The sequence below is a fragment of the Ruegeria sp. BG11 genome (assembly GCF_056538565.1).
In genome coordinates, this window is record NZ_JBQFTH010000007.1 from 182,093 (window position 1) to 194,379 (window position 12,287).

Sequence of the window (12,287 nt, forward strand, 5' to 3'; positions counted from 1 at the left end):
TCCCGTCCCCGATCTGATGTGCGCGACAGCACTACACCATCGCGCGTCCCGGCGTATATAAGGGCCGGACCAGAGGCCTGCAAGCATTCTGAATTGCAGGTTTTCGGGAATCTGCGGCCTTTTTTGGCAAGGATTTGGTAAGGAATGGGGAATCCGGCATGGCTCGGCTGCTTTTACGGGGATTTGAGATCAGGAAGGGTTACCTGAACAGTGCCGCCCAAAGCCGGCTGATCGATGCGCTGCGCCCGATTCTGAAATCTGCACCCCTGTTCCGCCCCGTGACACCGTCGGGCAAAGAGATGTCGGTGCGCATGACCTCGGCCGGGGACTTGGGGTGGGTGACGGATAAGGCGGGCTACCGCTATCAGGGCCAGCATCCCAAGGGCATGGACTGGCCCAAGATCCCCGAACCTGTCCTTGCGATCTGGCAGGATCTGGTGGGGCGTGATCTCGCACCGGATTGCTGCCTGATCAACTATTATGGCGAAGACGCGAAGATGGGCCTGCATCAGGACAAAGATGAGGCCGATTTCTCGTGGCCAGTGTTGTCGGTCTCGCTCGGCGATGACGCGCTCTTCCGCATCGGCAACACAACACGTGGAGGCAAGACGGAATCCCTCTGGCTGAACTCGGGCGATGTGGTGATCATGGGCGGCCCAGCGCGATTGACCTATCATGGCGTAGACCGCATCCGGTTCAAGTCATCCAAACTGCTGCCCAAAGGCGGGCGGATCAACCTAACCCTGCGCGTTGCGCGTTAGCGGCGCGCGCTCCAGCTTTGTGAGACGTGTTTCTTGGTAAAGAAGACGCCCAACAGACCGATCATTAGCAGCGCGACGCCAACCCAGACCGCATATTCCCAGCTTGTGTTGCGCGGGTAATAATTGCGGAAAACATAGCCACGACACTGGTCGATCAAATGAAAAAGCGGGTTCCAAGAAAATAGAGCCAGCATATACCCGCCTAAAGCATTGGCCAGAAACATCTTGCCGGAAAAAATCATCTGCAGTCGTCGGTACACTGTGGTCAGGATTGTTGCTGTTGCCGGAAACCAAGGAGTGAGGGCCATTAACACCAGACCGACCGCACATCCGGTGAACCACGACAAAATGACCATCGCAAAGGCGGGACCTGGCTGTTCAATCACCAATGGCGTGACAGCGGCGTGATAAAGAAACAGAATGATGAACATCGCCATCATCATATTGTAGAGGATTCCAAAAGCCGTGGCTAATATGGTTACTACCATGTTCATCGGCGAGTGCAGCATCATCGGGTTGTTGCCCACTCCAACGCCCGCAATCCGCTTCACCGATTTAATATGCAGTATGAACAGGAAGACGCCTGACAAAAGATACAGAACAATGTCGCCACGCACCTTTGCTACTCGTGTACCCATTAGGGACATGATCAGATAAAACACCAGTACCATCACAAGAATCTGTACAATGCTGCGTAGTATTGCGACGACAGCATTCGAATGCTGGGATCGGATATTACGTACAACGGCATGAAAGATCAGTTCAGCCGTGGTGAAGGCACCACCCAGCAGGGTCTTGTTATTCCTGAAATAGAACACGCGTCGGGTCTTTCCTGCTCTGTTGACCTCAGTCTTTCACGAATACCTTGCCGTTCGGTAACCAGCACATCATAAGTCCGTCACCACATTCGATCAACAAACCACCAAATCGGAGCTTTTTTGTGACCTACGACGCCCTTATCCCCGTCATCCGACGTCTGGCACTGGAAGCCGGTGACAAGATCATGAAGATCTACAATTCGGATACGTTCGATGTGAAGGTCAAATCAGATGAAAGCCCCGTGACCGAGGCTGATGAGGCCGCCGATGCGTTGATATCAGAAGGGCTGCGCACCGCCTTCCCCGACATCCTGCTGGTGACCGAGGAACAGGCCGCCTCGCATTCCGAGAAGGGCGAGACATTCCTGATCGTTGATCCGCTTGATGGCACCAAGGAATTCATCAATCGGCGCGGAGATTTCACCGTCAATATAGCTCTGGTCGAAAACGGTACCCCCACGCGCGGCGTCGTCTATGCCCCTGCGCGCGGTCGCATGTTCTACACCCAAGCCGATGGGCAATCGGTCGAGGAAACCGGCGCATTGGACAAAGCCCACGCGGGGGAAACCACGCCGATTTCTGTCTCTAATCCGGACAATTCTGCCCTTTTGATCGTCGCCTCCAAATCGCACCGGGATCAGGCAACTGAGGATTACATCAACAAATATCAGGTGCTGGACAGCAAGAGCGCGGGCTCGTCCCTCAAGTTCTGTCTGGTCGCAACGGGTGAGGCGGATCTCTACCCGCGGGTCGGGCGCACGATGGAGTGGGACACCGCCGCCGGGCACGCTGTACTGGCAGGGGCTGGTGGTCAGGTGGTCCGGTTCGACGACCACACACCTCTGACCTATGGCAAGGACGGCTATGCAAACCCGTTCTTCATCGCCTACTCTCCGGGTGTTGAGTTGAAGGAAGCCTGATGTCCGTTCTGATCGCCATTCCCGCCCGCTATGCTTCATCCCGATATCCGGGCAAGCCTTTGGTGCCGCTGACCGGCGCGACGGGCAAAGCCATGACACTGATCGAACGGTCCTGGCGGGCGGCCATGTCTGTGTCAGGTGTAGATAAGGTGGTTGTCGCCTCAGATGACGACCGCATCCGGGAAGCCGCCGAAGGGTTCGGCGCCGAAGTCGTTATGACCTCGGAAACCTGCCAGAACGGCACCGAACGCTGTGCCGAGGCACATGGGGTTTTGGGCGGTGGCTATGAGATCATCGTGAACCTGCAAGGCGACGCGCCGCTGACACCGCATTGGTTTGTCGAGGACCTGATCTCGGGCCTGCACGCCGCGCCCGAGGCTGGTGTCGCAACACCTGTTCTGCGCTGCGACGGAGACGCGCTGAACAGCCTGCTCAATGATCGCAAACACGGGCGCGTTGGCGGCACGACTGCCGTTTTTGCCAGCGATAACAGCGCGATGTATTTCTCGAAAGAGGTGGTGCCCTTCACCTCCGACAGCTATGCGGGTGCGGATCCAACCCCGGTGTTTCACCATGTCGGCGTCTATGCCTACCGCCCGGATGCGTTGGCGGCCTATCCCAGCTGGCCCATCGGTCCGCTAGAGCAGTTGGAAGGTCTGGAACAGCTGCGCTTCATGGAAAACGGCCGCAAGGTTCTATGCGTCGAGGTCGAAGCCAAAGGCCGCCAGTTTTGGGAGTTGAACAACCCTCAGGACGTGCCCAAGATCGAAGCGATGATGGCAGATATGGGGCTGGAGTGATCCCTTTTCCCCCTGACCGAGCCTGCCAATCTGACGTAGAAGCGCCCAATTATGACCAATGGAGCTGATATGAAAACGATCTTAGTCACCGGTGGCGCAGGCTATATCGGCTCTCACGCTTGCAAGGCGCTGGCGCGAGCAGGCTTTGTGCCGGTCACCTACGACAGTCTTGTCACCGGATGGCAGGATGCGGTTAAGTTTGGCCCGTTTGAACAGGGCGACCTGCTAGACCGCGCGCGGCTGGACGAGGTTTTTGCCAAATATCAGCCTCAGGCCGTGATGCATTTCGCCGCGCTCAGTCAGGTGGGAGAGGCGATGAAAGAGCCCGCGCGCTATTGGTCGAACAATGTGACTGGCTCGCTGACTCTGATCGAGGCCGCGGTGACCGCAGGCTGTCTGGATTTCGTGTTTTCCTCAACCTGCGCGACCTATGGCGATCAGGACAATGTTGTGCTGGATGAGGACACGCCCCAGCACCCGATCAACGCTTATGGAGCGTCAAAGCGCGCGATCGAGGATATCTTGCGGGATTTTGAGGCCGCTCATGGCTTGCGCCATGTGATCTTCCGATATTTCAATGTGGCTGGTGCCGATCCAGAAGGCGAGGTTGGAGAGTTCCACCGGCCTGAGACCCATCTGATCCCTCTGATGCTGGATGCGATTGATGGCAAGCGGGATGGCTTGACCGTGTTCGGCACAGACTACGACACGCCAGACGGTACCTGCATCCGCGACTATGTGCATGTCTGCGATCTGGTCGATGCGCATATTCTGGGCTTGAACTGGCTGCAACAGGGCAAGGACAGCCGCGTGTTCAATCTGGGCACTGGCTCGGGGTTCACGGTTCTTGAGGTTATCGAGCAGTCCAAAACCGTCACCAACCGCGCCGTTCCCTATACCGTCGGACCCCGCCGCGCAGGTGATTGCACCAAGCTGGTGTCAGGCTCAGTGCGCGCCGAAGGAGAGTTGGGCTGGAGGCCAAAACGCTCTACGTTAGAGACGATGATTACTGACGCGTGGCGCTGGCACCAAACCGGCACCTACGAGAAATGAGCCGCCTTTGACCCCCGTCAGCGCCCAGCTTCCCCGCATCAGCACGGCCCAGAAATACCGGCTACGTTGGAAACGGCGCAGGCTGCTTTGGCAATCCTGGCGCAGCCGCAACCAGCTGACCTGTTTGCAGAACAGAACCTCGGCTATCCAGCGCGGAGGCATTCTGGCTTTTGTTACCGTGCGCAACGAATTGGAACGTCTTCCGTGGTTCTTCCGGCACTACCGCGCCTTGGGCGCCGACCATTTTCTGATCGTGGATAATGGCAGCGACGACGGATCGACCGAGTTTCTGGCGCAGCAATCTGACGTATCGCTCTGGCACACTCAGGCCAGCTACCGCGCGGCGCGCTTTGGGCTGGATTGGCTGACCTCGCTGCAAATCCGGTATGGTCACGGCCATTGGTGCCTGACTGTCGACGCGGACGAGTTGCTGATCTACGCACATCACGACACCCGAGTTTTGCAGGAAATGACCCACTGGCTGGAGGAGCAAGGCCGCGCCGGGTTCGGCGCTTTGATGCTGGATCTCTACCCGAAGGGCCCGCTGGGGTCGCAATCCCATGACCCGGAAAGTGATCCGACCAAAACCCTGAACTGGTTCGACGCCGGCCCCTATCGCGCGCAGCGGCAAACCCCGATGGGCAATCTATGGGTCCAGGGCGGCGCGCGCGAGCGGGTGTTTTTCGCCAATACACGCCAGCGCTCACCAACTTTGAACAAGATCCCTCTGGTCAAGTGGTCCCGGCGTTATGCCTATGTAAACTCGACCCATTCCGCGCTGCCACGTCGCCTGAATGCGCTTTATGATGGACCGAACGTGGACACGCCTTCCGGGGTGCTTTTGCACACGAAGTTCCTGCCAGAGATCACCGCAAAATCACAGATCGAGAAAAAGCGTCGCCAGCATTTTCATGATCCCGACCAATTCCAGACATACTATGATGGGATCATCGCGCAGTCGGATATGTGGACCGACCAGTCCGAGGCGTATACCGGCTGGCCAAAACTACAGCAGTTGGGGCTGATGAATGCAGGGGGCTGGTCGGATCAACAGGGCTGAGACACATGTCACTAACCTGTTGTAAATGCATTGCCCCTCAAGATGAAAAAATGGCATAGTCGGCGGAACCCGGGTGTAGGACACTCAGCAATCAATCCGGGGAAGCTCGCGTCAATAACAAGGGTTGGTCAGTCGCGTGGGCCTTTTGGAATCTTATCGCATGAGGTTGCGGCGCAAGCGCCGTCTCGTGCGCTGCGTCAAAAGACGGCGTGAGCTGAAGCCCATCAGCACCAATACCGCCGCCATCCGCCTGGACGATGTGTTGCTGATGAGCGTTGTCCGCAATGAGAAGATTCGCCTGCCCTTCTTTCTGGACTACTACCGCAAGCTGGGCGTGAACCATTTTCTGTTTGTCGACAATTACAGCGATGACGGCAGCCTCGAGTTTCTGCGCACGCAGCCCGATGTCTCGGTCTGGCAGACGAAAACCAGCTACAAAAAGGCGGGTTTTGGGCTGGACTGGTCCAACTATCTGCTGCGCAAATATGCGCATGGACATTGGGTTCTGACCGTCGATCCTGATGAGTTCTTTATCTATCCGTTCTGCGACACCCGCCCGATCAGCGCGCTGACCGACTGGCTGGACAGCTGTGCGGTGCGCAGTTTCGGCACCATGCTGATCGACATGTATCCCGAAGGTCCCGTAGACGACGAACCCTATCACGAGGGTCAGGACCCGTTTGAAATAGCGCGTTGGTTCGATGCCGGGAATTACATGATTTCCAAGAACCCCGAATATAAGAACCTGTGGATTCAGGGTGGCCCAAGGGCCCGTGTTTTCTTTCAGGACAACCCCTCGAAGGCCCCGGCACTGAACAAGATACCCTTAGTGAAGTGGGATCGGCGCTATGTCTATATCAGCTCAACCCATTCGCTGCTGCCGAGGGGTTTGAACCAAGTTTATGACGAATGGGGTGGGGAAAAGACCAGTGGCGCGCTGTTGCATGCCAAGCTGATCAACACCCTAGGCGACAAGGCACGCGAAGAGATGCAGCGCAGGCAGCACTATCGCGGGTCCGGTGAGTACAAGGCTTACGCCAAACAGCTAGAGGAGCAGCCCATTTTTCGCTGCGATTGGTCGCAGCAATATATCAACTGGCGGCAGCTTGAGATTCTGGGCCTCATGTCGAAAGGAAACTGGGCATGAGTTCGCTTGGCATCGTTATGCTGGTGCATACCGCCCTGGACCGGGCGGAGCAGGTTGCCCGCCATTGGACCGCCGCGGGCTGCCCTGTTGTGATTCACGCGGACGGCAAGGTCGCCGAAAAGACGTATTCAAACTTTGTCGCCTCCTGCGCGGACAACCCCCTAATCGGTTTCTCGGAGCGTCATACGTGCGATTGGGGCCGTTGGGGTATCGTCGCGGCCTCACAATCCGCATCCGAGCAGATGCTGGAGAGCTTCCCGGACGTGCGGCATGTCTTCCTATCGTCCGGCGCGTGTCTGCCTCTGCGCCCGGTGCAAGAGCTGATCGACTACCTGTCCGACCGTCCCCGCGTCGATTTCATCGAAAGTGCTACTACCGCCGATGTCAGCTGGACGATCGGTGGGCTGGACCATGAGCGCTTTACCCTGCGGTTCCCGTTTTCCTGGCGCAATCAGCGCAAACTGTTTGACGCCTATGTAAAACTGCAACGGGCGACCGGCATGCGCCGCAGCATCCCAGACGGTTTGACTCCGCATATGGGCAGCCAATGGTGGTGCCTGACGCGGCAGACCCTCTCGGCCATTTTGCAAGACCCCAGGCGTAAGGTCTATGACCGCTATTTCCGCCATGTCTGGATACCGGATGAAAGCTATTTTCAGACACTTGCGCGGCTCTATTCCACGCATATCGAAAGCCGGTCCCTGACCCTGTCGAAATTCGACTACCAGGGGCGGCCCCACATCTTTTACGATGACCACCTGCAACTGCTACGCCGGTCGGACTGCTTTGTTGCCCGTAAAATCTGGCCCCGGGCCGAGAGACTTTATCACTCTTTCCTGACCGACCAGACCAGCGCGATGCGGCCGGCCGAACCTAACCCGGGCAAGATCGACCGCGTTTTCTCCAAGGCGGTCGAGCGGCGCACTCATGGGCGAGATGGCCTCTATATGCAAAGCCGCTTTCCCCGCCACGGCAGCGAGAACGGTCTGACGGCTGCGGGTTATTCGGTGTTTCAGGGGTTCTCGGACCTGTTTGAAGAGTTCGAAACCTGGCTGGAAACTGCGACCAACACACGGGTTCACGGGCACCTCTTTGCCGCAAACCGCGCCGAATTCGCGCAGGATGAGACGATCACCAATGGCGCGCTCAGCGACAGTGCCACGTTGCGCGACTATAACCCCAAGGCGTTCCTGTCGAACCTGATCTGGAACACACGCGGTCAGCGCCAGTGTTTCCAGTTCGGCCCGCGAGACACGCAGGACATCAACTGGTTTCTGGCGCGGGACAAGAACGCGCAGATCTCGGTGATTACCGGGGCGTGGGCGATTCCGCTGTTCCGGTCAAACATGAACTTCGCCGATATCCGCTGCGAAGCTGCCCGCTTGCAACAGATCGAAAGCAAACAGCTTGAGGTGCTAAGCTCGGTTTGGACAAAAGCGCGTGTGCGGAGCTGGACGCTGGCAGATTTCATTGAGGCCCCGATGGAGCCTCTGCAAACCATTCTGGACGAGATCGCACCACAGACGTCCCGCCACCTGACCGAGGCCCCGCTTATGGTCGATCTGGCCGGCTTTGGGCAATTCCTCCAGAACCTCAAGAACCAGGGCATGCACCCGCAACTGATGGGCGACTTCCCCGTCGATGATGTGTTTGGAACCCGCACCAAGCCTTTCCGCAAACCTTATCTGGTGCAGTGATCCCCGATGGCCGGTCCCTTTGAATCGTTCGTAATCCTGGGTGCGATGCGCACCGGATCAAACCTGCTAGAGGCCAACTTGAACCGGATCGACGGCCTCACTTGCCATGGTGAGGCCTTCAACCCGCATTTCATCGGGCGGGTGAAATCAGATCAGATTCTGGGTCTAACACTGGACGAAAGGGACCAAGATCCCGGGAAACTCCTGACAGCGATCCGCGCAGCCCCGGACGGGTTGCACGGGTTTCGGTATTTTCAGGAACACGACCCGCGCATCCTGCCTGAGGTCCTAAACGACCCGCTCTGCGCCAAAATCATCCTCAGCCGCAATCCGCTGGACAGCTATCTTTCGCTGAAGATCGTTCGGAAAACCAAGCAATGGCAGTTGAAGAATATCAAGCGCCGGTTGGAGGAAACGGTCGAATTCGACGCGGCTGAGTTCTCGGACTATGTCGACACCCTCGCCTCTTTCCAGATGTCCCTGCTGAACCACCTGCAAAGATCGGGCCAGACCGCCTTTTACATCAACTATGATGACCTGGGCGATCTTGAGGTTTTGAACGGTCTCGCCCAGTGGCTGGGAGTCGATGGGCGGTTAGATGCGCTGGACGATACGCTCAAGCCGCAGAACCCGTCAGCCGCCGTGACCAAGGTGACCAACCCGGACGAGATGGCGCGCGCAGTGTCAGGAATGGACCGTTTCGCCTTGCACCGCACGCCAGATCTGGAACCACGACGCGCGCCAAAGCTGCAAAAATGTATCGCGGCACCGACAACACCACTGCTGTTTCTACCGATTCCCGGCGGGTTAGAGCCTGCTATTGCCCAATGGCTAGCACGGATTGATGGGTGCGACGAGGATGCTTTGCACGACACCCCGGACGCAGTCGAAAGCTGGATGCGAACCCATCCCGGGCACCGCAAATTCACTATTCTGCAACATCCGATCGCCCGCGCGCATAATGCCTTTTGCGACTATGTTCTGGCCAAGGACCATGAGGACTATGCCGATATCCGCCACATGCTGCGCAATCGATTCAAACTGCCGATCCCCGGACAGTTGCGTGAAAAGAATTACTCGAAAGACCAGCACCATGCGGCGTTTGCAGCTTTCCTGACCTTCCTGCATCACAACCTGAACGGCCAAACCCCGATCCGGGTTGATGCGATGTGGTGCAGCCAGTCAAAGGTGATCGAGGCGATGGTGCCTATCGCCTTACCCGACCTGATTCTGCGAGAGGATGACCTGCAGACCGCTCTGCCCGATCTCGCCGCAAGCTTGGGGAACGCAAACCCACCCACGCCTGAAATCCGCGCTGCGGATACGCCCTACGGATTGGAAGAGATTTACGACGCACAACTCGAGGCGCTGGCAGCAAAAGCCTACCAGCGCGACTATGCGAAATTTGGGTTTGGGCCCTGGCGCTAGGGACGCAGAGTGATCAGCGTACCTTTGTTGACCATCGCATAGATCTCTTCGATCTCGTTATTCTTGACGGCGATGCATCCGGCGGTCCAGTCCGGGGTCTTCTTGGCGCGCTTCAGCTCGGACCGCAGATTGGGCTGACCGTGGATAAAGATATCACCACCCGGATCAACGCCCGCCGCCTTGGCCTGAGCTAAATCCTGTGAGTTGGGATATGAAATACCCAAAGACAGATGATAGCGGCTTCTCGGGTTGCGCCGATCGATAAGATAGCTCCCCTCGGGGGTCCGACCATCACCACGCTTGGTTTTGGTGCCATTGGGCGCAAAGCCCAGATCAACATCATATTCCCGCAAGACATGCTCATGATGCAAAAGGTACATCTTGCGCGCGCTCTTGTTGACGACCAGCGAGGTCACCTCGGGTCCATCATATGTCAGAAATCTGGGTCCGGCTGAGGCACAAGCCGAAAGGCTCAGCGTTGCCATTGCACCCAATCCAAATGCTCGACGATCCATGATTCACTGCCTGCTGCTTTTTTTTGGGTATTATGCCAAAAACTGAAAAAACTGAAATCACTTTTTGATGTTTGATTGCTCAATTAGTCGGCGTTCTATGGCTTCCAGCCGCTCTAGCACCTCATCTCGGTAGGCATCGGTCTTCACTTCGTCCTCGGCGTGGTGCGCATCCTGCATCGAATTCACGATCAGACCGACCAGCAAGTTCACAACCGCGAAGGTGGTGACCATAATAAAGGGCACAAAGAACAGCCAGGCGTAGGGGTAGACCTCCATCACAGGACGCACGATGCCCATGGACCAGCTTTCCAGCGTCATGATCTGGAACAGCGTATAGGCTGAAAGGCCCAGATCCCCAAACCAAGCCGGGAAGGAATAAGAGAACAACTTGGTCGAGATCACCGCGCCAATATAAAACAGAATCGCCATCAGCAGGAACACGCTGGCCATGCCCGGAAGGGCCGAGATAAAACCTTCGACCACCCGGCGCAGACGCGGCGCAACCGAGATCACACGCAAGACCCGCAGGATTCGCAGGGCCCGCAGCACTGACAGACCGCCCGCGCTTGGGACCAGAGCGATGCCAACGATCGTGAAATCGAATAGATTCCAACCACTCTTGAAGAAGTTGCGACCTGAGACGATCAGCTTCATCGCGATCTCGACCACAAAAACCGCAAGGCATAGTTTATCGAGAATGACGATCAGCGACCCAGCCGCGTCCATCAGCGTCGGTGAGGTCTCCATCCCCAGCAAGATCGCGTTAAAGATGATCACAGCCGTGATGAACTGCCCGAAGAGGGGGGCTTCGATGATGCTCTGCAAGCGCTGTTTGAACGCCATGGGTTGCTGTCTCCTTAACGTGCGGGGTTCAGCACAAACCGCGCGGCCAGTTCCGTATGGGACGACCACCGAAATTGGTCAACGACCTGCACCCATTCAAGGGCGTAGCCTGCATCAACCAGCGTTTTTGCATCCCGCGCAAAGGTAATGGGGTTGCACGAGACATAGGCGATCACCGGGGGCTGCGCCTGCGCAAGTTCTGCGACCTGCGCTTCGGCCCCCGCACGCGGCGGGTCAAGGACCACGGCATCAAAGCCCTTGAACTCATCCGGCATTAGTGGGCGCCGGAACAGATCACGGGCCTCACAGGTGACGCGTTTCAACCCCGTGGCCTTGCGCCATCCCTGATTAAGTGCCTGCGTCATAGCGGATTCACCTTCGACCGCGTGAACCTCGACCTCCTGCGCGAGCGGTAGAGAGAAGGTTCCACTCCCGGCAAACAAGTCCACAACCCGCCTTGCACCTTGCGTGGCTTCCAAAACAGCCTGTGTTAGAGCCTGTTCTCCGTCCTTTGTGGCCTGCAGAAAGGCCCCCGGTGGCGGGATGACCCCGGCGATTCCAAAGCGCTGGACTGGCGGTTGCCGCATCGCGATCACCTCACCATCCCAGCTGAGGCGCGCCAGCCCGTGTTTCTCGGTCGCTTGTGCCAAGGCAAGCTCCAGCGGGCCGTCCAAGGGCTTGCCGCCTGACACCGCGATATCCAGACCACCCTCGGACAGGGTCAGCGTAACCGCCAGTACACCTTTGCGGCTGCCACCCAGCAGCGCCAACGCCTCGGCGACCGGGATCGCTTCGATCAAAGCCGGATCCAGAAGATGGCAATCCGGGATTTCGGTGATCGTGTCGGACGCGCGGCCGTGAAATCCGGCCAGCGTGCCTTTCTTCGTCCGCCGCACGGCAATCGTTGCCCGCCGACGAGACCGCTCGGGTGAAGTGTGGATCGGCCGCATCGGGGCCTCGAGGCCCTGTGCTGACAGCGCTGCGCGCACGATTTCCACCTTCCAATCCGCCACAAAGGCGTCTGAGGCGTGCTGCAACTGGCAGCCTCCACACGCTTTGTAGTGGCGGCAAGGGGCTTTAACCCGTTGATCGGACGGGGTTTCCACCCTCATGTCTTCCAGTAGCTGGCCGACCAAGGTTCCGCTGACCACTTCGCCCGGCAAAGTTCGGGGAATATAGACAGGGCCGTCTGCGATGCCGTCACCCTGATGACCAAGGCGGTTGATGGTGAATTGCTGCGTCATG

General features: G+C 57.8%; 12 protein-coding genes. 8 read left to right on the forward strand and 4 right to left on the reverse strand.

Going from position 1 to position 12,287, the window contains the following annotated elements; genetic code table 11:
• Positions 1-158: 158 nt before the first annotated feature.
• The gene (locus ACR0JF_RS13360) at positions 159-761 is read left to right on the forward strand and encodes an alpha-ketoglutarate-dependent dioxygenase AlkB (RefSeq protein WP_170660921.1); all 603 of its coding nucleotides are present in this window, start codon (positions 159-161) and stop codon (positions 759-761) included.
• Here the strand turns inward: ACR0JF_RS13360 and ACR0JF_RS13365 are convergent.
• Positions 758-1,579, reverse strand: coding sequence for an ABC-2 transporter permease (locus ACR0JF_RS13365; protein ID WP_170660922.1), 822 nt, complete (start codon positions 1,577-1,579; stop codon positions 758-760). The two genes, ACR0JF_RS13360 and ACR0JF_RS13365, sit on opposite strands and share 4 nt — an antisense overlap.
• Before the next feature lie 122 nt (positions 1,580-1,701).
• Here ACR0JF_RS13365 and cysQ point away from each other — a divergent pair, with 122 nt between their 5' ends.
• From cysQ to ACR0JF_RS13400, 7 genes are all read left to right on the forward strand, one after another.
• On the forward strand, positions 1,702-2,499 hold the full coding sequence (gene cysQ / locus ACR0JF_RS13370; protein WP_170660924.1) for a 3'(2'),5'-bisphosphate nucleotidase CysQ: 798 nt from the start codon (positions 1,702-1,704) through the stop codon (positions 2,497-2,499).
• Positions 2,499-3,299, forward strand: coding sequence for a 3-deoxy-manno-octulosonate cytidylyltransferase family protein (locus ACR0JF_RS13375; RefSeq protein WP_170660926.1), 801 nt, complete (start codon positions 2,499-2,501; stop codon positions 3,297-3,299). The genes cysQ and ACR0JF_RS13375 overlap by 1 nt, the downstream gene beginning before the upstream one ends.
• A gap of 69 nt (positions 3,300-3,368) precedes the next feature.
• Positions 3,369-4,352, forward strand: a complete 984-nt coding sequence (gene galE, locus ACR0JF_RS13380; RefSeq protein ID WP_170660928.1) for a UDP-glucose 4-epimerase GalE — start codon at positions 3,369-3,371, stop codon at positions 4,350-4,352.
• A 7-nt stretch (positions 4,353-4,359) separates the two neighbouring features.
• Positions 4,360-5,412 carry a glycosyltransferase family 2 protein gene (locus tag ACR0JF_RS13385; RefSeq protein WP_170660931.1) on the forward strand — a complete coding sequence of 351 codons (1,053 nt, stop codon included), beginning with the start codon at positions 4,360-4,362 and terminating at the stop codon, positions 5,410-5,412.
• Between the two features lie 160 nt (positions 5,413-5,572).
• Positions 5,573-6,559, forward strand: coding sequence for a glycosyltransferase family 2 protein (locus tag ACR0JF_RS13390; RefSeq protein WP_170660933.1), 987 nt, complete (start codon positions 5,573-5,575; stop codon positions 6,557-6,559).
• On the forward strand, positions 6,556-8,256 hold the full coding sequence (locus tag ACR0JF_RS13395) for a DUF5927 domain-containing protein (protein WP_170689528.1): 1,701 nt from the start codon (positions 6,556-6,558) through the stop codon (positions 8,254-8,256). Before ACR0JF_RS13390 ends, ACR0JF_RS13395 begins: the two co-directional genes overlap by 4 nt.
• A 6-nt stretch (positions 8,257-8,262) precedes the next feature.
• A complete protein-coding gene (locus ACR0JF_RS13400; protein ID WP_170660938.1) occupies positions 8,263-9,684 on the forward strand; it encodes a nodulation protein NodH in 1,422 nt (473 codons plus the stop codon).
• On the opposite strand, the gene ACR0JF_RS13405 is transcribed toward ACR0JF_RS13400, so the two are convergent.
• From ACR0JF_RS13405 to ACR0JF_RS13415, 3 genes are read right to left on the reverse strand one after another with little or no spacing between them, the layout of a single operon-like run.
• Positions 9,681-10,199, reverse strand: coding sequence for a L,D-transpeptidase family protein (locus tag ACR0JF_RS13405; RefSeq protein ID WP_480669479.1), 519 nt, complete (start codon positions 10,197-10,199; stop codon positions 9,681-9,683). The genes ACR0JF_RS13400 and ACR0JF_RS13405 overlap by 4 nt on opposite strands.
• Positions 10,200-10,256: 57 nt before the next feature.
• Positions 10,257-11,042, reverse strand: a complete 786-nt coding sequence (locus ACR0JF_RS13410) for an ion transporter (protein WP_170380232.1) — start codon at positions 11,040-11,042, stop codon at positions 10,257-10,259.
• A gap of 14 nt (positions 11,043-11,056) precedes the next feature.
• The gene (locus ACR0JF_RS13415) at positions 11,057-12,286 is read right to left on the reverse strand and encodes a class I SAM-dependent RNA methyltransferase (protein ID WP_170660941.1); all 1,230 of its coding nucleotides are present in this window, start codon (positions 12,284-12,286) and stop codon (positions 11,057-11,059) included.
• Position 12,287 lies beyond the last annotated feature (1 nt).

Coding starts and splice junctions, on each gene's coding strand:
- ACR0JF_RS13360 (WP_170660921.1), top strand. CDS start 159: ATGGCTCGGCTGCTTTTACGGGGATTTGAGATCAGGAAGGGTTACCTG.
- ACR0JF_RS13375 (WP_170660926.1), top strand. CDS start 2,499: ATGTCCGTTCTGATCGCCATTCCCGCCCGCTATGCTTCATCCCGATAT.
- galE (WP_170660928.1), top strand. CDS start 3,369: ATGAAAACGATCTTAGTCACCGGTGGCGCAGGCTATATCGGCTCTCAC.
- ACR0JF_RS13390 (WP_170660933.1), top strand. CDS start 5,573: ATGAGGTTGCGGCGCAAGCGCCGTCTCGTGCGCTGCGTCAAAAGACGG.
- ACR0JF_RS13395 (WP_170689528.1), top strand. CDS start 6,556: ATGAGTTCGCTTGGCATCGTTATGCTGGTGCATACCGCCCTGGACCGG.
- ACR0JF_RS13400 (WP_170660938.1), top strand. CDS start 8,263: ATGGCCGGTCCCTTTGAATCGTTCGTAATCCTGGGTGCGATGCGCACC.
- ACR0JF_RS13405 (WP_480669479.1), bottom strand. CDS start 10,199: ATGGATCGTCGAGCATTTGGATTGGGTGCAATGGCAACGCTGAGCCTT.
- ACR0JF_RS13410 (WP_170380232.1), bottom strand. CDS start 11,042: ATGGCGTTCAAACAGCGCTTGCAGAGCATCATCGAAGCCCCCCTCTTC.
- ACR0JF_RS13415 (WP_170660941.1), bottom strand. CDS start 12,286: ATGACGCAGCAATTCACCATCAACCGCCTTGGTCATCAGGGTGACGGC.